We start from the raw sequence: 19,948 nt of genomic DNA, 5'->3' as shown, positions 1-19,948 counted from the left end.
ACGTTCTCTTTTCCATAACCACCCACCTCTTACCCATCCTCGATAATATGAAACAGATGATTGGAGATGCCCCATGCTAGACGAACAGGCCAAGAAAACTCTATTGCGGAAGATTCCTCACGGTCTCTATGTCTGTGGTGTACGCAACGGCGATGAGATGAATGGGTTTACAGCTAGCTGGGTCATGCAGGCATCCTTTCAGCCTCCCCTAGTGGTGAACTGCATTAAAAATGACTCTGGCTCTCACGAAATGGTGAAACAAAGCGGCGTATTTGCCCTAAGCGTCTTAGAAGCAGGCCAAAAAGACATGGCCCAAAACTTCTTTAAGCCCCAGCGACGGGTCGGCAACAAGTTTGAAGATATCGAGTTTTACGAAGCTCCCGAAACAGGTTGTCCTGTCATTAAGGACACACTGGGCTATGTTGAGTGCCGCGTTGTCGGTAGCGTTGAACATGGCGATCATACCGTTTTCGTCGGTGAAGTCGTCGGTGCATCTGTTCACCGAGAAGGCGATCCGTTACTGCTAGAAAGCACCGGTTGGAACTACGGCGGGTAATATCTCTGTGTTCTTCAAGACCACAGTGGACATGCTCCCTTTGCATACCCTGACAGTGACCGATTAGACAATGTTTTAAATCCGGACTAGGCAATGTCTTTCTAACCCATCCTCTGGGAAAAAACTGAGACTTTACTCCTGATGCTAGCGTGGAATGGTTGCCTGGTAGCGTAGCGAATCGGAACAACATGAGCCTTGGCGGGGCAAAGAGTCAGGGTTAAACTACGCCCCGGCATCAAAAAGCTGCGCTGCCGTCAGATTTAGATTGGGAAATGACGGTGAAATCAACGCTGCTTCCCGATGAAAAAGTTGAGTCTTGTAGACACCATTCATTAACTGACAAATCGTAATCGTTGGTTGTTTGGGGGTACCAATGTAACGACGTCCACCTAAGCCTCGATAGTCTACGATCCAATACTCGGCGATGCCCATTGCCTCATAGTCTTCAAACTTGCGGGCATAATCATCAGGCCAATTAGTGGAGGTGACTTCTACAACTAGCCTGATTGAGCTACCGAGGGTGATAACAGACTCCTGTTCCCAAAGCGATTCTTGAGCCAAAGCCGTTTTGTCAATCATTAAAACATCTGGCTTGTAGCCGGTGTCAGTACCTAACGGCCGCACTAAAGCCGTGTTAGGAATAAAGATGTTCAAATCTTCCTGATCGATTAGGACATTGAGTTTGCGATTCAATAAGCCAACGACTTGTTCATGAGGACCAGTTGGCTGCATCTCAACAATGACCCCATCGTGAAGCTCGTATCGCCCAGTTTCTGGTTTCCAGTCCAGAAATTCATGAAAGCTCATAAATTGTGAGATTGCTTGCACCATTACGTTTGCTACTCACCGATGAGGTCACCCACCTTGCCCAATAGGATTCGATCCTAGCCTTTCTTAGGTTGAATATTCCACTTGGATAGTGACAAATCCTCTCTGAACCGGTCTGGCAACATCCAGCGGCAGAGAGAAGCGGGTTAGTTGCGGGGTGATGCATCTCTTCTGCTTAATGGTTACTGCGATCGCACCAGCTTTGCCGTCTCCGGGTCATAGTGAAACCGGTCAAGAGTGCCGTCCTGGATTTTGCTGACCGCCTCGTTGATCGCACCTAGTGGCACAAAGAACCATTCTTTCGGCTTCACGGAGATGCCGAAGCGATCTTGCAACTCCACGTCTAATCGAGCTAGGTCAAAAAGCTTATGGAGTAGGTTTTCCAGCTTCCTCCGGTCGATGTTCATCAGCTTGAATTCGGCGACGACCTCCACATCTGCCAGTAGGTAGGTGGGGTCTTTTTTCGCATTGGCGACTCGCTTTTTGACATCGCCGCCGGTGACGCCAATCTTATGAATGATCTCGCGATGTTCCGCAATGAAGGGATTGTCGGACAGACTCCTTAGCACGTAGATGGTGCCAGTCTGCACGTCGTCTTCTGCCGCTGTATTCCCGAATAGGGGGCCATATTCGCTCTCGGGGCGGGTGATGCGGCGGCTAGTCTTGTCTTTATTCAACGCTCGCTGGAGAGATCGCAACAGCAGATCACTCTCCGTGCCGTTGTCATAGATCACCCGCAGCTCAGCATTGGGACGGCCATAGTCAGCGATGAACTCCTCGCCCATGTCGGCCACCAGCACCTTTTGCCCATCGAGAACGAAGAGGTCACCCTGATTGATGGCTGCGTTGTCCTGGTACTTCACGGTTTGGCGAACGCCGGTGTCTAAGTCCTGTTGCACCTGCTGGAAGATGGACTTGAACTGTTTGAAGTCTTTGCAGGGGGTGCGCTGGGCGATTTCCTCGGCGGCTTTGATTTCCTGGCGCGATCGCACATGGGTGAGCTGAGTAACGTCATTCTCGGCAGTGGCGTCGATGCCGAGTTCTGCCAGCAGCGCTTCATCATCCAGTTCTTTGTCCAAAGGCAGTGAAGTTTCAGCAATGGCTTCTAGCAGGCCCTGGGAATCCAGCGGAGTCAGAAGTTCTCGGCATTCTGCTGATTCCCGCAGGCGATCAAGGCGCACGGCATAGAGCCGCTCAAAGATGTCGCATTCTTCGCCATGCTGGGGCAAGTGGCCCTGTTCTTCGACAAAGCGCTCGATTTCTTCAAATCCAGCGATGATGCGTTCCTCGCGGGGCGATCGCTTAACCACAGGAGTGGGCTCTGTATCGACGCCCAATTTGGCCAGCAGGTCTAAATCTTCGTCGGTGGTGTGCTTCGCCTTAGCCATCGTTCTCTTCTTTTACCTTACGTTGCAAAAAGGCGATACCCTCCGCCATGCGCTTTTCCCACGGGTCGGCAGCCGTCAGGGACGGCAGTCGGCCTTTCTCCTGCTTGAACCGCATGGCTCGTTTGGCCAGTTCTCGCGCTTCGTCCACCGATAGGCTAACGCGCTTGGCGGCGATCACCTCGGCCACTTGCCGCAGCCGTTCTTCGCTCATGGTCTTAGCGAGGATAGCGTACGCTTCGCCAAAGGGATTGATGCTATCGATCAAATCCATGTCCAGTTCCGTCACCGAGAGCGCGAATTGTTTGACGCCATCGATCAGAGCCGTGTTTTTTGTAGGTTCGCCATCGCTGGGTTTGGTGGTATACGTTCCGCTGTCTTCGCTTACCGCCTTTTTGCCCTGCTGTACGAGATTAAGGGCGGCGATCGCATGTTGCCGCACCGCTTCCTGGTCTTCCTGCTCTAACTCTGGGAATTTCTCTTGAATGATCTTGCCCATCCGTACCTGGGTCAGTTCTTCTGGCACCACTTCTTCGTTGAAGAGGCCCTGCTCCAGGGTGGAGGTATCTTGCACAAAGGCCGTCACCAGTTCATTCAAATCGTCGCGACAAATGCGCTGGGCTTCGGCACTCTGAGGCTCCGTCAGGCCCTTGATCTCGATCTGGATCTGCCCGGTCTCGGTATTGATGCCGACGTTGCAGTCATCGGGTTTGTAACCTTCCTCCCCGTAGTCGAACCCTTCTGTGGCTTCATTCTCCCGGCGCTTGGGGCGGAACTCGAAGCGGGGCGCGAGCACTTGCTCCATCAGCAGGCTGGCGGCGATCGCTTTCAGAGTGTCATTCACGGCCTCGGTCACCACTTCACTGGCGGCATCGGGTTCAGCGATGAGGTTAGTGAACCGGGCGCGGGTTTTTCCGGGGGCGTCGCGGGTGGCGCGACCGATGATCTGCACAATCTCCGTCAGGCTGGAGCGGTAGCCAACGGTGAGGGCGTGTTCGCACCAGATCCAGTCAAAGCCTTCTTTGGCCATGCCCAGGGCAATGATGATATCGACGTGGTCGCGGTTGTTTTTCTGGGCGGGGTCTTTGAGGGCGGTGGCGACTTTGTCCCGCTTGTTGGGATCGTCGTCCACCAGGTCGGCAATCTTGAGCACGGTGCCGTCGGCAGTTTGCACGAGCTGGAAGCCGGTGTCGGGGTCAGCGCCCTGCCATTCTCCCAGTTCATCGATGATGTGTTCGACCTCGCGGATCTTGTCTTTGGTGCTCTCGCGGGAATTGACGTTGGGAATGTGCAGGATGGTCTTTTCGTAAGGATTGAGCACCGCCATGATTTCATCGGTGTAGCTGCCGGAGTAAAAGTAGTAGCCGATGTCGAGCTGCTTCAGGTATTGGTAGCCGTTGAGCTGTTCGTAATAGGTATAGGTAACGGTGTCGAACTTGGCCTCATCTTCGGGGTGCAGTACGGCTTCAGCATCGCCGCGAAAGTAAGAGCCGGTCATGGCGACGATATGGGTTTTGTCGCGGGTCATGAGCTGGCGGATGTGATCGCCTAGCTTGTTGTCGGGGTTGGCAGAAACGTGGTGAAACTCATCCACGGCAATCAGGCGCTGGTCGAAGGCGGCGATGCCAAATTTCTCGACGGCAAAGCGAAAGGTGGCGTGGGTGCAGACCAGAGCTTTAGCCTCACTCTCTAGAAACTTCTGCACAGCATCGACTTTGCCGCCATCGGTGCCGGGGGCATCGCACAGGTTCCAGCGCGGTTCCACCTCCCAATCGGCCCAAAACCCGAACTGGCTCAGGGGTTCGTTGTGAAAGCTGGAGCCGATGGATTTTTCGGGGACGACGATGATGGCCTGCTGGAGGCCCTGGTTCTCTAGTTTGTCCAAAGCAATGAACATGAGTGCCCGGCTTTTACCAGAAGCAGGGGGCGATTTGATCAGCAGATATTGCTCGCCGCGCTTTTGGTAGGCGCGTTCCTGCATGGGGCGCATCCCCAGCTCATTGGATTTGGTGGAGGTGCCGTCTTGGGCGTAGGTGACGGAGACGGAGGGGACAGCGGTGGGTTTACTCATGGGTCAAAGGAGGCGAGTTGGTCTAACAAGTCGGCAGGGGAGTAAACAGGGAGGGAACTGTCGGCAAAATCAGCGCGATCTCGGGTCACGATCGCATCGAGCTGCGCCAGGCTGGCACAGGCAAGTTGGATGCCGTCTTCAAAGCCTGTGAGGCCCAGATTGAGGGCTGTTTCAACGGTTTGGCGATCGACGGCACATAAAAGCCTGTGAGGCCCAGATTGAGGGCTGTTTCAACGGTTTGGCGATCGACGGCACATAATTGCAGACCGATGAGTAACCGCTGAATGGACGCCAGGGCCACATCACGCCCTTTGGCTTTGCGGAGGATATAAAAGATATTGGTGATGGTGGTTGCTGCGATGTATCCGGTCAAGGTGCCGCGCTCAATGTGATCAAAGATGGCAGTTGCACTCTCGACATAGGGTTTCCGCTCTAGGAGTAAATCGAGGACAATATAGGTATCGATGAGGATGTTCACGGGGCGATTTACTGATATTTCTGCGTGAGATAGTCGGTGTAGTCGGCTTGCAACTCTTCGTCGCTGGGAGCGTCACCAGGCTGTTTGGCAATGCCGCGCAGTCCGGTGAGGGTGCCGGGGGGAATGGCTTGGGCAGGGGCGACGGTGGTGAGTTGTTTCTGGTGCAGAAATTCAGCGAAGTGCAGGACTTCGGTGATCTGCTCTTCGGGCAGGGTTTGGATGAGTTGATAGAGTCTTTCGGCGGCGGTCATCGGTTTAGCGAGGTAGAGGTCATGGCGCTGGTGAGGACATTAGTTGTGTTTATGCCGGTATGGTGGGTTTACTCACCAGCCAGGGCAATGGCCTGCGCCAGCACAGCAGGGCTAATGCGTAAACCGACCTGAACGAGGTTTTCTAAGTCTTGCTTGGCCGATGCGATACGCCCCATCTGCTTAGCCAGAATGATGACCGCTAAAGTCCCCCGGACGGGGATCTGGAGAATCTTGGCGGCTTTCCGGGCAGCTAAATCATCAATAATCGCTTCATAGCCAGTATGGCTGATGGCCCAAGAGAGTACCTGGCTTTCTCCCAACCCCAGATCCCAACTAGCAACCCTGGAGTCAAGTTCTGGAATGGCTTTGATGAATTCTTGACCGGCTTGCTGGAGCCACGTTACGGCACTATCGGCGTATCCTCCTAGGTTGATTTCATCCGCGACACCCTGAGGAATGACCACCTGATCACAGAGTTCACTCAGTAAATGAATGCGGTCAATTTTGGTGAGGCTAATGATGGGCGAGGCATTCACCACCCAACGTCTAACCACGGCTGACTTCCTCTATCAGTTCTTCGGGGGTGGTCTGGAAGGGGGAAACTTCAAAGCGATTCAGTGCTTGCAGAAAGGCTTGACGGCTGATGCCTGCAATTTCGGCAGCTTTGGATTGGGAAATCATGCCGACCTCGTACCACTTGACGACGGCGGCAATCAGGAGTTCTTGAGCAAATTCGTCGGGGCCGCTGCGGAGGGCAGAGAAGGCACTTTCGGGAAGGTTGAGTTGAATTTGAATCATGGGATTAGCTCCTATAACGATATGGGTTATTACGCTACTTGAGGCGTTTGACCAGTCTGGTTGTTCACGCTACCGTCAGGCGACATTCTCTGAGTAGTTGTAAACCGGTACCTAAATAAAGTGATCCGGTTCTTGACTGTCCAAAATAGTTTGTTGCAAGCGCTCTACCGTTGCTGGTGAGAAGAGCTGCTCACCGGTTTCTTCATTGACACGGGCTGGCACATTCTCAATGAGAATTAACTGACCGTTTAGGTTGAGCGTGTAAGAGACTTGTTTTTCAATCAGGGGTTCTTGCCAATCAGTTGTCATGGTTAGAGGGTTTCCTTTGAGTAAATTGGTCATTCCATCGCTGGGGATCCGGTTCGTACAGGGTGATGATTTTGATCAGCGGACGGGTTGGGTAGCTGCACTGGATATGGATCGGGCGCTGTGCGGCTGTAAGACCCAGAATTAAGCAACTGGGGCCATATTTATCGTCTGGGTAATCCTCAATGATTTGACCATTGGCAATGACTTCTCGAATCTCTTGAACTCGGATGCGCCGCAAGATTGATTGATCGAGGGCATGTTTGGAGAACTCAAATTCATCATTGGCAATTTATTTTCTGGCGGATCTCTGTGATGAGCGGGGACATTACTGGATAAATTATGACGCAGTCATCTTCGTATACAGCTCAAACAGCTTTTCCAACCGCTCCGTGTCGTTTTTGAACCGGCGATCGCTGTCAATGCGCTCTAGCACTTCGTCGTTGCGATCGCATTCAAGGGAATATATCGAAGTAGTCACAGTGTTTAGGACGGATCACTGAAAAGTCTCGACGATCAAGGGTGTAAACACGGGTGATCATCAATCGCTCTGCGATTGTGACGATCGCCGCGTCGGTAAAATCAAGTTGATTATCCGCATAAGCTGCCAGAATTTGGTCTATTCGGCTCCAATCTTCTGGCAGCAACGATTCTATTTGCAAGGCGTTGGGGGGCATGCTGGCTACAAAGCGACGCATGGCAGCATGTCCCAGCCTGGAAGCGATGAGGTAACAAATTTCGGGTAGGACGACGATGGGAAGCACAAGCCGTTCGTCGGTGTTTTGGGCGATCGCGAGAACACGCTGATGGTTACGATCACTCTGATCGGTGAGCGCAAACAAAAAGCTGGTGTCGAGGATTGCCGTCATGGCTGACCTTTTGATTGGCTGCCCCAGCCATAAATTGGATCTATTTCATTGCGTAGAATCTCCTCATCAGTGTCTGATACATTGGCTTGTCCAGAGTTGCCTAGGCCTGCAACCGTCAAAAGAAAGTTTTGCTGAGTTGGTTCGGTGACCTGGCGCTGGATGGTTTTGTAATGTAAGTAATCGAGGAAACTGGCGAGTTCGACGAGAGCATCGTCTGGCAGGGCGTTGATAGCCTCAACCAGATTTTGCCGTTCTACGGTTGTTTCAGCCATAACTCAGACTCCTACTGATTAATGCGACATTCGCGACATTCTCCTCACCTTAATCTCCTTTACTGGTCATTTTGGTATACAAATCAAACAGCTTCTCCAACCGCTCCGTGTCGTTTTTGAAGCGGCGACCGATGTAGATGCGCTCTAGCACTTCGTCGTTGCGATCGTGGGCGGCGCGGACGCGGGGGAACTCGGTATCCATGCGGGTCGGGTCGTACATATCAGCAATGGTCGCTGGGAAGTAGTGTTCCCGCGCCAGCAGGATCTCCTCAGCGCAGCGGGTGAGGTCGGCTTTGTTGCGATCGGTGAGTTTGGGGACGGGGAAGGTGTTGTAGCAAAGAGCCGATGAGTATCGTAAATCCGTCTTTAACTTACCCGCCACGACACGCACCCAAGCCATGTGTATAAGACTCAGTAAAAGTGCTAAATGCCAGAGTTCAGCATCGTATATGGCTTGGGCTGAGTCGCTTACAATACACTCTTCAGAAAGCAGTCCAAAAGGAATATATGCTCTACGTTCTGATGAAACTCTTGGAGCAATAATCAAATGCTTTTTAGCTTGATGTGTATAACGAAATTTATACGGGCAGTTGGTTAATCCTCTTGCAACTTCTCCACCGGAAGACCTAAATTCCAAGACCTTTTCTATTTTTTGGCGAATTTCTGGTATTTCTTCTGCGACAGGTAATTTTTCATCATCAATCCAAAGACAATATCGCTGCTCTCCACTAAGATAATCTCTAGCGCCGTACAGCTTTTTCACAACGTCTTTTGAATTGGGATATCGTTGTATTATGTCTAATCTTTCTTGATTGGAAAGTATTAAATTTCCTCCATCATAGGGACTATTGCCAGTGATCATTGGTTTGAGTGCTGAAATTGGTGAAAGTGACTGATTTACAATACTTTCAGTTCCTGGAATCAAATATGGGCCGATGCATCCAACTTCTTGAACAAGATTTTCGGCAAAGAGTTGCTTGGTTTGGCTCCCTCTTTTTTGAAGTCCAATTATAGAGGAAATTACAGCGGCATTCCTGGCGGCATTATTACTCCATTTGAAGTCTCGATGAGCAAAACATATTTCGACACCCAGCTCGAAAATCCGAGGCCATAGCTGATGTACTTGTGCTCTCTGGTTTACCGAATTTGTTGCTACAAAAGCAACGCGAGCACCGCCTATGACCGCATATTCTGCTCCTTTTCGTAACCATCCAGTCACATAATCGAGTTCTCCAATCTTCTTCTTGGATTTAAATGCATCTGATAATTCCTGCTTTTGAGCCGCTGACTGACCTTTACCTCCCAAGTATGGCGGATTTCCACATATGAATGTCTCTCCCTCTTCATTCTCAAACTCAATTTCAGCTTGATCATTCACGGTGCTAAACAAATCCTCGCCCTGAACCTTCACCCCCGTCCCTGTCGGCGGGCAAATACTTAACCAGTCCAACCGCAACGCATTCCCACAGGTAATCCAGTTATCATCCTTCAGCGGCAAAAACTCCGCCAGCGCTAGCCGTTGCCCCCGGTACAGCACATCACACTGATACTCCGCAATAATCAGCGCCAGCCGCGCCACCTCACAGGAAAAGTGTCGGATTTCGATGCCCCGAAAATTCGTCAGCGGTATCTCTGACTTGAGATCCGGTTCTCCCCGGCGCTGGTTGATTTCCGCTTCGATCGCCCGCATCTCCTTATAGGCAATTACCAAAAAATTTCCCGACCCACAGGCTGGGTCAAACACCCGAATCCGCGCCATCCGTTTCCGCAGGTTCAGCAGCTTGCGGGGGTTGTCACCTGCTGCCTCTAGCTGGTCGCGTAGGTCATCCAAAAACAGCGGATTCAGCACCTTCAGGATGTTCGGCACGCTGGTGTAATGCATCCCCAGCGCTCCCCGCTCCTCGTCATCCGCCACCGCCTGAATCATCGAGCCGAAGATGTCGGGGTTGATCTTCGTCCAGTCCAGATTGCCCACATGCAGTAAGTACGATCGCGCAATGCGGCTAAAGCACGGTACCTCTATCTGTCCGCTCTCATTGGCGGAAAACAGCCCCCCATTGGCATAGGGAAACTGATTGGCCCAGTTGCGAATGCCTGCCGCCTCTCGCTCTGCCAACAGCGTCGCCATCGCCCGAAAGATTTCCGCTAGCACCTCATGGGTATTCGAGGAATCGCTGGCACTCATCTGCTGCACGGTCTGGGTAAATAGACCATCGCTGTGGAAGATATTCGTGTCTTCCGCAAAAAAGCAGAAGATCAGCCGCGCCATGAAGTGGTTCATCTCCGGGCGGCGCTCTGCCGTGTCCCAGTCGGGATTCTGCTTCAGCAGCTCCACATACAAGCGATTGAGGCGACCTGTCGCCTTGATGTCAAAGGCATTTTCCCGAATCTGCTTAACCGTCGTGATGCCCGCCAGCGGCAGGAAAAAGCCGAAGTGGTCATGGAAGTCGGGGTAGTCGCAGGCAATAGTTTCGCCATCGATCAGGTTCTCCGCCTGGAGGTCGTGGCCGTCCGTCGCTAGAATGAATTTCGCCTTCTGTTTCGTGGTCGCCGGACTCTCCTGTAATGCCGTCAGCGTGTCCGCCACCTCTCCCTCCGCACATACCTTGATATGAATGTTGCTGCGCTGAAGCACCCCGCCCAAGTCTGACTGATTGGAGCTACTTTTCTTGCTCCTCAGCCGCTTAATGGTCGTTTTCTTATTGCCAAAAGCTTCGAGGAAAGCAAAGGGAAACTCCTCTGGGTCAAAGGGCGCTGTGGCGAGCTGGGAAACGGCTTCTTCGATCTCGACGGCGTTCATCAGGGGCTAGGCCAGGGCAAGACGCAAACAACTGTTCTCAATGATAGTGAGTAGGAGGAAATTAACGGCAACTAATGTATTGAGTGAAAAGCGATCGTCGGTTATCGGTGTCCCAACTTAAGCATAGGCTGTTATTGCAATTGATCGGGATCGATTCCCATTGCTCGCAGTCGCTCAGCTAATTGAGCAGCTCGCAGTTCGGCTGCTTCTGCCCGCTGTCGTTCCTGTTCTAGGGTGGTGAAAGCCACACCGTTCGGCAGATAGAGCGTCAGGTCATTATCCTGCCAATCAAATCGAATCTCAAGGCGGGGGCTTACCCAGTTAGTCATCGAGTCAATAGGGGTTAGACGCTCTTCCCTTAACCATCCGCTCAAATCATTCCGATCAGGGTCGTAGAGATAGTATTCTTCGACGCCGTAGCGATCATAAAACACAAGTTTTTTGTCTAGCTCAGTTTGGGTATTGCCGGGCGATCGCACTTCAAAGACCACTTGCGGGGCAATATCGTCTTCGAGCCACTGTTTGTATGAGCCGCGATCGCCTTTGGATCTGCCAAAAACAACCATTGCATCAGGGGCCTGCCGAATTTTGGGTTCGCCTTCAACGGGATACCACAGTAAATCTCCAGCGACAAACACGTCTGCTACATCGGCAAACCAAGCTTCCAAGTTCTGCTGAATCAGCACAATCCAGCGAAACTGTTTAGTGTTGTCCGACATTGGCTGACCATCGCTATCCGGATAAACAATGGAATGGTTATCCGGTTGCGGGTCGGACGTTCGGAGTTGCGAAACCATGACAGCTCATCCCCATTAACAGTACAATTGTATACCCTGTTTCCCTAGACAGCCCACAGTGAATTTTGCTCTATGAATCCTTTAGAAAGATGGGAGGGTGTTGGGTAGCGACTTTGCCATGAACGGTTTGCCCAATGTCTAGACGATCGCAGGTGTTGGTACGGGCGTGGAGGAGTTCTCCGGTTGCAGTGGTGAGAGTATAGCGGTACTCCCGACCCAAAAACTGGCGATCGCGCACGACTAACTCACCCGCCGCATCAGGGTGCAGCATGAGCTCCTCTTGCCGAATCATCAGTTCCCCAAGGTTGCTATTCGAAGCGTGATTGTTGGCAGGAAAAGCACCGAGAAGGGTTTTCCAAACGCTACCCTCCCGCTGGGCTTGCAGAAAATTGGCCTGAGTGACAAACCCAGCCACAAAGCGAGATGCTGGCTGGCGATAAATCGCTTCCGGTGTTCCAAACTGCTCTACCGTTCCTTGTCGCATCACTGCCAGACAATCTGAAATAGAGAGCGCCTCTTCCTGATCGTGAGTCACAAAGACTCCAGAGGCCCCAACGCTTTTAAGAATGTCACGGACCTCCTGACGCAGGTAGAGCCGTACCTGGACATCCAGATTGCTGAACGGTTCATCCAGCAAAATCAGAGATGGTCGAGGGGCGATCGCGCGGGCAAGGGCTACCCGCTGCTGCTGCCCACCCGACAGCTGATGAGGAAAGCGTTTTTCAAAGCCAGATAGGCCAACAAGGGCGATCGCCCGTTCAGCTTCTTCCCGAATTTGAGGATTGGCTAACTTGCCACGGCGAGCCAAACTTTTCAGACCAAAAGCAACGTTATCCAATACGCAAAGATGGGGAAATAGCGCATAGTCCTGAAACACAACGCCCACATCTCGCCGCTCAGGGGGTATCCACGTCCCAGTTCCGCAAACAGTTCTCCCCGCTAGCTCAATGCTTCCGGATTGGGGGCGTTCAAACCCGGCAATAAGCCGCAACAAAGTTGTCTTGCCGCAGCCGGAAGGACCTAAAAGTCCTAGCAGTTCACCCTGTCGTAACGTCAGACTGACCTGATTCACAGCAGGAAGAGGCTGATTTTCAAATTGCTTGGTCAGCGAAATCAGTTCGAGGATAGCCGATGAGTTCATAGAGTAAGCTGGCTAGCGGTGAAGCTGCTATTGAAAATGAGAACTAATAAACTCTAGGATATAACGCCATCGAATAACCGCCGAGTGGATGGCATCACTCGGCGGCAGGAAGCTTGAAGCAATTGATCCGTCGTAACCTATCGATTAGAACCGCCGTTAGATCCGGGTAGAACAGGCTGCTCAACCGCCTGCCGGAAAGCAGAAACATCGTCAGTATATTCGATAGGTAGAACTGAAACTACGTTCTCGTGGGGACGAGGAATAATGACCCACGTTTCCAAGACACCGCCCGGAGCATTTTCTGCTGCGGCAACGCCTGCCTCCATCGCCGCCTTGACCTCAGACACATCACCGCGAATGTTGACGACAAAACGGGCACTTCCAGCCCGAATATAGTTGACCAAAGTCACTCGACCTGCCTTCACCATTGCATCTGCTGCCGCTAAAACAGGCGGAAAGCCTTTCGTCTCAAGTGAGCCAACTGCCTGGGGCATTACTGTTCTCCTCAGATAGAATTAGGAATTCAAATTTATTGTAAGGCCGAGAGACCCCTGAAGTGGTTACTTTGGACGCTTTGTTGCGTAGCCACAGATTCTTCACGTTAATCAATGTTTAGTTACAGAATCATAGACCTGGCAAAATACCACGCATTTCCTCTAGCCAAAAGTCCTCAGACTCTTCACTGAAATAAATCGGCAGAACCGCCTCCAGGTTTTCAGGAGGGTTCGGCACAATGTAGTGAGTTGTTACTGTGCCCTCATTCGGCATGTCATTGCCAGCAATCAGACCGGCCTCAACCGCTCGCTTCACTTCCGAAACAGCTCCACGAACCGCAACAAACTGCCTACCACTCTCAGCTCGCTCATACTTCACAAGGGTTACGCGACCCGCTTTGACCATGGCATCTGCAACAGCCAAAACAGCAGGAAATCCTTGAGTTTCAATAACCCCAACAGCAAACGGCATAGCTTCTAATGTGGGTAAACGTGGCTAGGAAAGCTAAACGACAAGCAGAAGTGTCGCCTCGTCTAAACTCCCCCAAAGAAAAATCATACCTTGATTGAGCTGGGTTCCGCGATCGCCGCAATGATTCGTTCACATCCTGAATCAGGTCTCGCCCAATCGTAGTGACACACCTTGGGATCGCCCCAGCAGAGGCGCAGATAGAGCTCAGAGCGGGTAGCATCAACTTCCGCCCATTCCGCCTCTTCAATCCATCGATTCACAGTCGAAAGCTCTAACGGCAAGGGCGGTGCACCAGATCGCCATAGCCGCAATCCAGCAATCGAAGAGCGCCAGAAGTCAATCACGCCTGCTTTAGCCGCAGTTAACGTCAGCTTGTCTTCAGGAATGGGGACGAGTTGCTGGTGAAGCTCAGGAAACTGGTGCGATCGCCCTTGAAAGCGACAGGTGTGCCAGACCAAGCCAGAAACACTGTATTCCCGCTGATATTGGTGGATTTGGTCCCGAAAGTCTTGAACCGCAAAGACTTTGCTTAATTTTTCAGTGCCGATCGCCTTAGCAACAACAGGGTTAAGGCGCTTGTCTGAGGACAAGAGAACCCGCTCTCCCCGCCATGCTGCTCGTAATTCTTGATCCAGAAAGTCTAGAAGTTCTTCAGTGGTATAGCTCATAGACACTGAGGAAAGATAATTAACTCAATCTTATCAATCCCTCCATAACTAGACTTTGAGAACATTATGGATTTTCCAAGCGCTCTATCAGTAAGTCATAGATTCCAGATGCATTCACATCCTGAGCAATGTCAATCATCGGACTGCTGGACTCGGCTAGTCCGATGACGGTTTGTCCCAAAGTCAGTGGACTGTTGGTTTCCACTTGAATACTGCCGGGATAGGTTGTGAACAAATGCGGTTCCAGCAAATAAGCAATCACACAGGGATCATGGAGGGGTGCTCCTAAAGTACCCAACTTCTCCTTATCTGCCTTGCCGTAGTGACTTAAAACAGCCGTTGCTACCTCACTGACTGGATTACCCACAGCTTGAATAGCATCTAAACGGGCAGGTGTTGTCAGCACCTGATGGGTCACATCTAAGCTGATTAGAGTCGTAGGGATAGCTGCTTCGAATACCACTTGAGCCGCATGGGGATCAACATACATATTGAATTCAGCAACAGGCGTGATATTGCCATGGGTGATGCCACCTCCCATGATGACTAAGCGCTCAATTTTGTCGACAATGTCAGGCGCCTGAATCAACGCAACCGCGATGTTGGTCAATGGACCTAACGCTGCGATGGTTAGGGGTTCAACGGCAGTTCGCAATAGTTCAATCAAGTAATGAACCGCGTGCATGGGCTGCAACGGGACAGCCGGTTCAGGTAAAGTAACGCCTTCCAAGCCACTTTTGCCGTGAATGTCTTCCGCTGTGATCAGTGATCGCACTAACGGCCTAGGGCAGCCTGCATAAATCGGCACATCTGTTCGGTCTAAAAGCTCACAAATTTGGCGAGCATTGCGCTGAGTGAGCTCCAGAGGAACGTTTCCAGCGACGACAGTAATAGCCTGTACGGCAAGTTCAGAAGACTTCAATGCAAGCATTAGGGCGATCGCGTCATCGACACCCGGATCGCAATCGATAATGATCTTTTTCGCAGACACAACCTTAGCCTCAGAACGGTAGAATACTGCGCTAGCGTAATGATAAAGCGATGATGCGGGATCGTTTGGGGAGTTTAGATTGAGAGCACTATTGGATAGACAAAGACTATTGGGAACCGTGACGAACAAACGTGAGATGTACGTCATCATGAGTCTACTGACTTTCGGTCTGTCAGTGGGATGTGCAGGCAGCCCTCTGGGCGATCAGGTTCAACAGTCTCTAGAAGCTGATCCCCAATTGGAAGATACGTCGCCACTGGATTCGTCATCCTCTGAAGCGGGGACAGAGGCTACAGATCAAGCTGATGAGACATCGGGGATCGCTGACAACCAGACTAATAGCGCTCAAGCTGATAGCGCTGAGGCAGAGACTCAAACAGAGGGGGATGCCGTTGAAGCGGACAACTCAGCTGCAGCTGATCGAACGGATGAGCCAGCTGACACTGTGGCGCGTACTCCTGAACCGGGCGACCAAGACTTTATCGGCCCCGTCTGGAGTGATTCTGATGCTGAATTAACGTCCTCGGATCAGGAAGCAGTCGATGCTTCGAACACAGCCCAAGCATTAACTGGGGTTCCTGCGGATTTACAAGCCTACATTCGAGATTTACAGGCCCTTGAACTCTTGGCACTGTCTGAACCAGCCAACAGCACTGATAATCCCGCCTCTGCGGATCAGTCTCCCTTTGCGCAACCAATTTCACGTCGAGAGTATGCCCGCTGGCTATTTAATAGCTACAACAGATTCTATGAAGATGAACCGGGCGATCGCCTGCGGTCGGGTAGTTCCAGTGATGAACCTGCATTTCAGGATGTACCCACGTCTGATCCCGATTTTGCCGTTATTCAAGGATTAGCGGAGGCGGGGATCATTCCCAGCGCGTTTACCGGCAATAGTACTGCCGTCAATTTTCGCCCCGATGCTCCCCTTGTTCGGGAATCAGCCATCCTGTGGAAAGTTCCGCTAGATACGCGAACGGCTCTTCCTACAACAACCCCTGAAGCTGTTACCGCTGCTTGGAGCTTCCAAGACACGGCCAGCATTGACGCTCTGGCGTTGAGGGCGATCGCGGCAGATTTTCAGCTGGGGGACTTTTCCAATTTTCGTCGCGCTTTTGGCTACACAACCCTCTTCCGTCCAGATAAAGCTGTTACTCGCGCCGAAGCCGCCGCCATGCTGTGGCGTTTTGGCAACACGACGGAGGGTCGCAATGCAGCAGAAATCAATTGAGCAAATTCATAATTATCAATGTCTCTCTGTCATAAAGGCCAATGGTTCAGTTTCGTGTGACGCAATTCTAAAGGAAATCTAATATTTTTCCAGAATTGTTATTTGCTGGATGACAATACCGAACAGTTTCGAAATTTTCGACTGTTGAACGTTTCTGAGAGGCTAAATCTGAACTAACAACCGAACACCTTACTTTGGGTATTTCTAGGGTGATTTTTACGGTTAATCAGGTGCTAATGATTGTATTAAGGCAATAAAGCTCCAGTCTTTAGTCTCCGACAGTTCCGAAACTGTGAGACATTTATCCAATTAAGTCATTTAAGGGTTCAAGGCTTATACAAGTCTTTACGATTTTTTGTCAGTACAGTGACAACAAGCAATCACAGCATGGGCAACCTTTTCTCATGCTGATGCATTGCCAAAGTGAAATTAAAACTTTACGAGATCTCTGTTTCGTTTGAGTGCTCTTTCTTAAGTAGGAGAAAGATCCCAATGGGTCCATTTCAGAATCGAGAACGGCTGATTTTGCAAGCAATTTTTTTCTGGGTTATTGCACCCGCGATTGCACTCTCACTCTTTCTGTAGGCAGCATTAAACCCGTTGTGTTCAGCCTAAAAAGCTGAACACAGTAATGAGGTATTGGCAGTACTCCAAACGTCTAAAGCGGTATCTGAATAGTAAAACTGCTGCCTTTACCGACCTCCGAGCTAACCGACAGGCGTCCTCCATGAGCATGGACAATACGCTGTGCTAGATGCAGTCCAAGCCCGCTACCGGAACGGCGATGTTTCCCCGTTCGAAACCAAGCAAATAGTTCGGCTTGATCCTCAACAGTAATTCCTGGTCCGGTATCTTTGACTGTGATCTGCCAATAAGGTGTCTCTGCCATCACTTTCTCAAAGCGGACTAGAACCTCGCCTACGTCAGTAAACTTGAGCGCATTGCCAATCAGGTTCACCAAAACTCGGCGAAACTCCAAGCGATCGCCCTTAAGGGTGTATTGGCGATCGTCCGACTGAGAGTCTACCCAATCGTCTAACTTCAACGTCAGCTGTTTTTCTTGGGCTAAGGGCAAAAGCTCAGCCACAACCTCCTCCAGCAGCCGTTTGAGGTTGAAAGGTGCCATCACCATTTCTTTACGTCCAGCTTCGTGACGATAGACCTCTAGCAAGGTATTCACCATTGCCAACAAATTGTCATTGTTCAAAATGGTTTGACTGATGGCAGTCTTGGCATCTGTTGGAATCGTGCCAAATGTGTCCTCAGTGACCAAAGACAGCATGCGGTTGGCGGCCACCAACGGCGTTCGCAAATCATGAGTCAGACGAGAGACAAAGTCATCTCGTTGCTGCGTGATTTCACGCTCAGCATCAACACTCTGCTTCAGCCGCAGTAGCGCTCGAACTCTTGCTAACAGTTCATCAGCATTGAACGGTTTGCGAATGAAATCATCCGCTCCGGTGTCCAGTCCCTCGACAACATTGGACCGCTCGTGGGCCGTCACCAGCAAGATCGGAATGAAGGGCAGTGTATTCATGCTGCGCAGCTTGCGAGTCGCTTCATAACCGCTCATGCCCGGCATCATGATGTCCAGCAAAATCAGGTCAGGCAAAACCTCAGCAACAATGTCTAGCATCTCTTGCCCACCAGCTAGCGTGGTGATGATGTAACCCTCGTCTTCCAATAGCGCTTCTAACAAAAAGCGGTTATCAGCAGAATCATCCACAACAAAAACGTGGGCGGTCTTAGAAGCCATAATGCGTCGATTTTCAAGTCAACGTCTCACCATATGATGCTGTAGGGTAGTCATAACCACCGTCCTACGATAGATTTCAACAACTTTTGTTAGCGTGATCGAAATTCAGCAGCTGTGATCACGCTTAGCGACTAAAAGGAATATAGCTTTAGCCATCTGAGCTTATGCACTAAACAGCATTCGGGGGCTTAGTCATAGCTAGATGGCTCGCCGTATTGTCCTAGCAGAACTAGCAACAGCTCTATCCAAGGCAGGGTTCAGACTTTCTTCAACCAGCTAAACATTGCCCGTAAGTCCTTACCGACTTCTTCAATGGGGTGTTCAGCTTCGCGACGACGCATAGCAGTAAAGCCAGCATTGCCCGATTGATTTTCCAGCACAAATTCTCGGGCAAATTGTCCTGTCTGAATCTCCTTCAAGATTTTTGTCATCTCAGCACGAGTTTCGTCTGTGATGATGCGCGGGCCACGGGTGTAATCTCCGTACTCAGCCGTATTAGAGATACTATCCCGCATCTTGGCAAGCCCACCCTCGACAACCAAGTCAACGATTAGCTTCACTTCATGTAGGCACTCAAAGTAAGCCAGTTCAGGCTGATAGCCAGCATTGACCAGCGTCTCAAAGCCGGATTTAATAAGTTCGCTTAGGCCACCACAGAGAACGACCTGTTCACCAAATAAATCGGTCTCCGTTTCTTCCCGAAAGGTCGTTTCCAAAATACCGCCACGGGTCCCCCCGATGCCTTTGGCATAGGCCATGGCTAAATCTCGTGCCTGACCAGTCGCGTCCTGATAGACCGCGAATAGACAAGGAACGCCTTGACCTTCTGTATACGTACGACGAACTAAGTGTCCTGGACCTTTCGGAGCCACCATAACCACATCAACCTCAGCTGGAGGAACAATCTGTCCGAAGTTGATGTTAAAGCCGTGGGCAAAGGAAAGAACGTTGCCGGCCTCTAGATTGGGCGCAATATCTTCCGCATAGACCCGCTTCTGTACTTCATCGGGTAGCAGAATCATGATCCAATCTGCTAGCTTAGCAGCATCGGCTACAGGCTTAACGGTTAGTCCTTCTGCCTCTGCTTTGGCAATGGAACGGCTACCTTCATACAAACCGACAATGACGTTGACGCCACTATCTTTCAAATTGAGAGCATGGGCATGTCCTTGGGAGCCATAGCCGACGATCGCGACTGTCTTGCCGTTCAATAGATCTAGGTTTGCGTCGCTGTCGTAGTACATACGGGCCATAAAGCGGTCTCCTTTTCTGTTTGTGAGTGTGAGAGTTACCGGTGTGAGATATAGCCTGCGACAAAAGGGAGCTTTTTTCCAGCGATCGCCTGAATAGAATCCATAGAAGTTACTCGCAACTGGGTTCGCTGATTTCCCTTATCGCATTCAAAGCCATAGTCTGATTGCCCTTGAATGCTTCGGCAAAAACCGTCTCATATTTCTCAGGAAAACGTCATCTCAATTTCATTCCAGGTTTATGACAATTTCATAGGTTGGTTACAAGATTAGAAACAACCCTAGAGTTCTTGTCCTATTCACCTAAACTAAACTGTATAGTTTTCAAGATTTGAAACATCTGTACGGTTCTCTGGGGGGGCTTTTACCCCAGGAACATCAGGAGTTACAAGCGATGATATAGGAGCAATTTGAAAATGCTTGCTTTGAATAGTTAGGCGTTTAGAGATAAAAAATCTCCAAAAACTACATTTGTAGTACTTTACGCAACGAATAAGTTGTTTTAAGATAGAGATCCAAACTCATAACGGTTCC

The 19,948-nt window shown here is 50.8% G+C and carries 23 protein-coding genes; 2 read left to right on the top strand and 21 right to left on the bottom strand.

Annotated elements, in window-relative coordinates; genetic code table 11:
- Positions 1–73: 73 nt before the first annotated feature.
- Positions 74–556 carry a flavin reductase family protein gene (locus tag PN498_RS25975; RefSeq protein WP_272066366.1) on the top strand — a complete coding sequence of 161 codons (483 nt, stop codon included), beginning with the start codon at positions 74–76 and terminating at the stop codon, positions 554–556.
- 222 nt (positions 557–778) lie between these two features.
- Here PN498_RS25975 and PN498_RS25970 read toward each other — a convergent pair whose 3' ends face one another.
- From PN498_RS25970 to PN498_RS25880, 19 genes are all read right to left on the bottom strand, one after another.
- The gene (locus tag PN498_RS25970) at positions 779–1,387 is read right to left on the bottom strand and encodes a Uma2 family endonuclease (RefSeq protein WP_272066365.1); all 609 of its coding nucleotides are present in this window, start codon (positions 1,385–1,387) and stop codon (positions 779–781) included.
- 179 nt (positions 1,388–1,566) lie between these two features.
- Positions 1,567–2,772 carry a GIY-YIG nuclease family protein gene (locus tag PN498_RS25965; protein WP_272066364.1) on the bottom strand — a complete coding sequence of 402 codons (1,206 nt, stop codon included), beginning with the start codon at positions 2,770–2,772 and terminating at the stop codon, positions 1,567–1,569.
- Positions 2,765–4,840, bottom strand: a complete 2,076-nt coding sequence (locus PN498_RS25960) for a DEAD/DEAH box helicase (RefSeq protein ID WP_272066363.1) — start codon at positions 4,838–4,840, stop codon at positions 2,765–2,767. Before PN498_RS25960 ends, PN498_RS25965 begins: the two co-directional genes overlap by 8 nt.
- An 85-nt stretch (positions 4,841–4,925) precedes the next feature.
- Positions 4,926–5,318, bottom strand: coding sequence for a type II toxin-antitoxin system VapC family toxin (locus tag PN498_RS25955; RefSeq protein WP_272066362.1), 393 nt, complete (start codon positions 5,316–5,318; stop codon positions 4,926–4,928).
- A gap of 8 nt (positions 5,319–5,326) precedes the next feature.
- Positions 5,327–5,569, bottom strand: coding sequence for a DUF2281 domain-containing protein (locus PN498_RS25950; protein ID WP_272066361.1), 243 nt, complete (start codon positions 5,567–5,569; stop codon positions 5,327–5,329).
- A gap of 68 nt (positions 5,570–5,637) precedes the next feature.
- A complete protein-coding gene (locus PN498_RS25945) occupies positions 5,638–6,123 on the bottom strand; it encodes a DUF3368 domain-containing protein (RefSeq protein ID WP_272066360.1) in 486 nt (161 codons plus the stop codon).
- The gene (locus PN498_RS25940) at positions 6,116–6,367 is read right to left on the bottom strand and encodes a UPF0175 family protein (protein WP_272066359.1); all 252 of its coding nucleotides are present in this window, start codon (positions 6,365–6,367) and stop codon (positions 6,116–6,118) included. The genes PN498_RS25945 and PN498_RS25940 overlap by 8 nt, the downstream gene beginning before the upstream one ends.
- A 111-nt stretch (positions 6,368–6,478) precedes the next feature.
- Entirely contained in the window at positions 6,479–6,676 is a 198-nt protein-coding gene (locus PN498_RS25935) for a YgiT-type zinc finger protein (protein WP_272066358.1), read from the bottom strand.
- Positions 6,666–6,965, bottom strand: coding sequence for a DUF4258 domain-containing protein (locus PN498_RS25930; RefSeq protein WP_272066392.1), 300 nt, complete (start codon positions 6,963–6,965; stop codon positions 6,666–6,668). The genes PN498_RS25935 and PN498_RS25930 overlap by 11 nt, the downstream gene beginning before the upstream one ends.
- 48 nt (positions 6,966–7,013) lie before the next feature.
- A complete protein-coding gene (locus PN498_RS25925) occupies positions 7,014–7,154 on the bottom strand; it encodes a hypothetical protein (RefSeq protein ID WP_272066357.1) in 141 nt (46 codons plus the stop codon).
- Positions 7,129–7,542, bottom strand: coding sequence for a type II toxin-antitoxin system VapC family toxin (locus tag PN498_RS25920; RefSeq protein WP_272066356.1), 414 nt, complete (start codon positions 7,540–7,542; stop codon positions 7,129–7,131). Before PN498_RS25920 ends, PN498_RS25925 begins: the two co-directional genes overlap by 26 nt.
- Positions 7,539–7,814 carry a hypothetical protein gene (locus tag PN498_RS25915; RefSeq protein WP_272066355.1) on the bottom strand — a complete coding sequence of 92 codons (276 nt, stop codon included), beginning with the start codon at positions 7,812–7,814 and terminating at the stop codon, positions 7,539–7,541. Before PN498_RS25915 ends, PN498_RS25920 begins: the two co-directional genes overlap by 4 nt.
- A gap of 49 nt (positions 7,815–7,863) precedes the next feature.
- Entirely contained in the window at positions 7,864–10,614 is a 2,751-nt protein-coding gene (locus PN498_RS25910; RefSeq protein ID WP_272066354.1) for a class I SAM-dependent DNA methyltransferase, read from the bottom strand.
- Positions 10,615–10,745: 131 nt separating this feature from the next.
- The gene (locus PN498_RS25905) at positions 10,746–11,411 is read right to left on the bottom strand and encodes a Uma2 family endonuclease (RefSeq protein WP_272066353.1); all 666 of its coding nucleotides are present in this window, start codon (positions 11,409–11,411) and stop codon (positions 10,746–10,748) included.
- 70 nt (positions 11,412–11,481) lie between these two features.
- Positions 11,482–12,552, bottom strand: a complete 1,071-nt coding sequence (locus PN498_RS25900; protein ID WP_272066352.1) for an ABC transporter ATP-binding protein — start codon at positions 12,550–12,552, stop codon at positions 11,482–11,484.
- A 137-nt stretch (positions 12,553–12,689) separates the two neighbouring features.
- Entirely contained in the window at positions 12,690–13,046 is a 357-nt protein-coding gene (locus tag PN498_RS25895) for a carbon dioxide-concentrating mechanism protein CcmK (protein WP_272066351.1), read from the bottom strand.
- Between the two features lie 130 nt (positions 13,047–13,176).
- Positions 13,177–13,518: a carbon dioxide-concentrating mechanism protein CcmK gene (locus tag PN498_RS25890; protein WP_272066350.1), complete on the bottom strand. Its 342-nt coding sequence runs from the start codon at positions 13,516–13,518 to the stop codon at positions 13,177–13,179.
- A gap of 83 nt (positions 13,519–13,601) precedes the next feature.
- A complete protein-coding gene (locus PN498_RS25885) occupies positions 13,602–14,186 on the bottom strand; it encodes a hypothetical protein (protein ID WP_272066349.1) in 585 nt (194 codons plus the stop codon).
- 64 nt (positions 14,187–14,250) lie between these two features.
- Positions 14,251–15,177: a nucleoside hydrolase gene (locus PN498_RS25880; protein ID WP_272066348.1), complete on the bottom strand. Its 927-nt coding sequence runs from the start codon at positions 15,175–15,177 to the stop codon at positions 14,251–14,253.
- Positions 15,178–15,295: 118 nt separating this feature from the next.
- Here PN498_RS25880 and PN498_RS25875 point away from each other — a divergent pair, with 118 nt between their 5' ends.
- Entirely contained in the window at positions 15,296–16,408 is a 1,113-nt protein-coding gene (locus PN498_RS25875) for an S-layer homology domain-containing protein (protein ID WP_272066347.1), read from the top strand.
- Between the two features lie 658 nt (positions 16,409–17,066).
- Here PN498_RS25875 and PN498_RS25870 read toward each other — a convergent pair.
- Positions 17,067–18,164, bottom strand: a complete 1,098-nt coding sequence (locus PN498_RS25870) for a hybrid sensor histidine kinase/response regulator (RefSeq protein WP_272066346.1) — start codon at positions 18,162–18,164, stop codon at positions 17,067–17,069.
- Positions 18,165–18,421: 257 nt separating this feature from the next.
- A complete protein-coding gene (gene ilvC / locus PN498_RS25865; protein WP_272066345.1) occupies positions 18,422–19,417 on the bottom strand; it encodes a ketol-acid reductoisomerase in 996 nt (331 codons plus the stop codon).
- Positions 19,418–19,948: the final 531 nt, after the last annotated feature.

It is taken from the genome of Oscillatoria sp. CS-180, from assembly GCF_028330965.1.
In the GTDB taxonomy this organism is placed as follows: Bacteria; Cyanobacteriota; Cyanobacteriia; order Phormidesmidales; family Phormidesmidaceae; genus Halomicronema.
Note: the sequence above shows the minus strand (reverse complement) of the source record. Positions and strands in the feature narration are given on the sequence as shown.

What these genes read in the sequence shown, in the direction of transcription:
- ilvC (WP_272066345.1), bottom strand. Translation starts at nt 19,417, where the DNA reads ATGGCCCGTATGTACTACGACAGCGACGCAAACCTAGATCTATTGAAC.
- PN498_RS25870 (WP_272066346.1), bottom strand. Translation starts at nt 18,164, where the DNA reads ATGGCTTCTAAGACCGCCCACGTTTTTGTTGTGGATGATTCTGCTGAT.
- PN498_RS25905 (WP_272066353.1), bottom strand. Translation starts at nt 11,411, where the DNA reads ATGGTTTCGCAACTCCGAACGTCCGACCCGCAACCGGATAACCATTCC.
- PN498_RS25885 (WP_272066349.1), bottom strand. Translation starts at nt 14,186, where the DNA reads ATGAGCTATACCACTGAAGAACTTCTAGACTTTCTGGATCAAGAATTA.
- PN498_RS25915 (WP_272066355.1), bottom strand. Translation starts at nt 7,814, where the DNA reads ATGGCTGAAACAACCGTAGAACGGCAAAATCTGGTTGAGGCTATCAAC.
- PN498_RS25910 (WP_272066354.1), bottom strand. Translation starts at nt 10,614, where the DNA reads ATGAACGCCGTCGAGATCGAAGAAGCCGTTTCCCAGCTCGCCACAGCG.
- PN498_RS25950 (WP_272066361.1), bottom strand. Translation starts at nt 5,569, where the DNA reads ATGACCGCCGCCGAAAGACTCTATCAACTCATCCAAACCCTGCCCGAA.
- PN498_RS25895 (WP_272066351.1), bottom strand. Translation starts at nt 13,046, where the DNA reads ATGCCCCAGGCAGTTGGCTCACTTGAGACGAAAGGCTTTCCGCCTGTT.
- PN498_RS25940 (WP_272066359.1), bottom strand. Translation starts at nt 6,367, where the DNA reads ATGATTCAAATTCAACTCAACCTTCCCGAAAGTGCCTTCTCTGCCCTC.
- PN498_RS25965 (WP_272066364.1), bottom strand. Translation starts at nt 2,772, where the DNA reads ATGGCTAAGGCGAAGCACACCACCGACGAAGATTTAGACCTGCTGGCC.
- PN498_RS25890 (WP_272066350.1), bottom strand. Translation starts at nt 13,518, where the DNA reads ATGCCGTTTGCTGTTGGGGTTATTGAAACTCAAGGATTTCCTGCTGTT.
- PN498_RS25900 (WP_272066352.1), bottom strand. Translation starts at nt 12,552, where the DNA reads ATGAACTCATCGGCTATCCTCGAACTGATTTCGCTGACCAAGCAATTT.
- PN498_RS25975 (WP_272066366.1), top strand. Translation starts at nt 74, where the DNA reads ATGCTAGACGAACAGGCCAAGAAAACTCTATTGCGGAAGATTCCTCAC.
- PN498_RS25960 (WP_272066363.1), bottom strand. Translation starts at nt 4,840, where the DNA reads ATGAGTAAACCCACCGCTGTCCCCTCCGTCTCCGTCACCTACGCCCAA.
- PN498_RS25970 (WP_272066365.1), bottom strand. Translation starts at nt 1,387, where the DNA reads ATGGTGCAAGCAATCTCACAATTTATGAGCTTTCATGAATTTCTGGAC.
- PN498_RS25920 (WP_272066356.1), bottom strand. Translation starts at nt 7,542, where the DNA reads ATGACGGCAATCCTCGACACCAGCTTTTTGTTTGCGCTCACCGATCAG.
- PN498_RS25935 (WP_272066358.1), bottom strand. Translation starts at nt 6,676, where the DNA reads ATGACAACTGATTGGCAAGAACCCCTGATTGAAAAACAAGTCTCTTAC.